Source organism: Paraburkholderia sp. GAS33, from assembly GCF_050436645.1.
GTDB lineage: Bacteria > Pseudomonadota > Gammaproteobacteria > Burkholderiales > Burkholderiaceae > Paraburkholderia > Paraburkholderia phenazinium_B.
The window spans coordinates 1-1,351 of record NZ_JBNDMP010000037.1; the positions used below are offsets into that span (position 1 = coordinate 1).

1 protein-coding gene is annotated in these 1,351 nt (G+C 58.0%); it reads left to right on the forward strand.

What is annotated here, in order from left to right:
- Nucleotides 1-64: 64 nt before the first annotated feature.
- A complete protein-coding gene (locus tag P3T24_RS38800) occupies nucleotides 65-1,315 on the forward strand; it encodes an IS256 family transposase (RefSeq protein ID WP_429441967.1) in 1,251 nt (416 codons plus the stop codon).
- The last annotated feature ends 36 nt before the right edge of the window (nucleotides 1,316-1,351 follow it).

The following is a 1,351-nucleotide window of genomic DNA, read 5'->3' on the forward strand; positions in this document are numbered from 1 at the left end:
GAGGGTGTAAATAGTTTTGTGTAAACGGTCATTTGGCAGGAGACTGCCAGTAACAGGAGCGACGATGACCGTAGCGAAACGCAATAAACGGGTAAAGCCCGATCCTGAACTCGTCAAGCTGGCGGACAGCCTGCTGGCGAACTACCAGAAGCCCGAAGACCTGATAGGCGAGAACGGCTTGCTCAAGCAGCTTACCAAGATGCTGGTGGAGCGGGCACTTGAGACCGAGATGTCCGAGCATCTGGGGCATGGCAAGAGCGAGGCGGTCACCAACGCCACAGGCAACACCCGTAACGGCCACAGCGCCAAGACGTTGCAGGGCGAGTTCGGTGAGTTGCCACTCGATATTCCACGCGATCGCCAGGGCGCATTCGAGCCGAAGCTGGTGGAGCGCCATCAGACGCGCTGGACGGGCTTCGATGACAAGATCATCTCGCTCTATGCACGAGGCCTGAGTGTGCGGGAGATTCAGGGCCATCTGGAGGAAATGTACGGCACCGAGGTGTCGCCCACGCTCATTTCGGCCGTCACCGACGCGGTCAGCCAGGAGGTGAAGATCTGGCAGGCCCGCCCGCTCGATGCGCTTTACCCGATCGTCTATCTGGACTGCATCCACGTCAAGGTGCGCGACAGCGGTGCGGTGCGGACCAAGGCGGTCTATCTGGCTATCGGCGTGAACATGGAAGGCCACAAGGAGGTCCTGGGCCTGTGGATCGCCCAGACCGAGGGTGCGAAATTCTGGCTGCAGGTGGTCACCGAGCTAAAAACACGCGGCGTGCAGGACATTTTTATTGCCTGTGTCGACGGGCTCAAAGGCTTTCCCGAAGCCATTGAAGTGGTCTACCCGAAAGCGGCCGTCCAGCTGTGCATCGTGCACATGGTGCGCAACAGCCTGAACTTCGTGTCGTGGAAGGTGCAGCGCGAGGTCGCCGCCGATCTGAAGACGATCTACACTTCATCGACCGTCGAGATGGCGCAGCAGATGTTAGGTGCCTTTGAAGCGAAGTGGGACAAGGACTATCCGTCCATCGGGCAGAGCTGGCGGCGCAACTGGGAACGCGTTATTCCGTTCTTCGATTACCCACCAGAGATCAGGAAGGTGATTTACACCACCAATGCCATTGAATCGATCAACATGAGCCTGCGCAAGGTGATCAAGACCCGTAGCTCATTCCCGACCGACGAAGCCGTGACCAAGCTGTTCTACCTGGCGCTGAATAACATCAGCAAGAAGTGGTCGATGCCGATCAGGGACTGGAAAGCAGCTCTGAACCGCTTCACCATCCAGTTCGAAGAACGGCTGGTGCAGCGTTAAACACCAACCCGTTTACACAAAATTCGGGACACCCCC

Coding starts and splice junctions, on each gene's coding strand:
- P3T24_RS38800 (WP_429441967.1), top strand. CDS start 65: ATGACCGTAGCGAAACGCAATAAACGGGTAAAGCCCGATCCTGAACTC.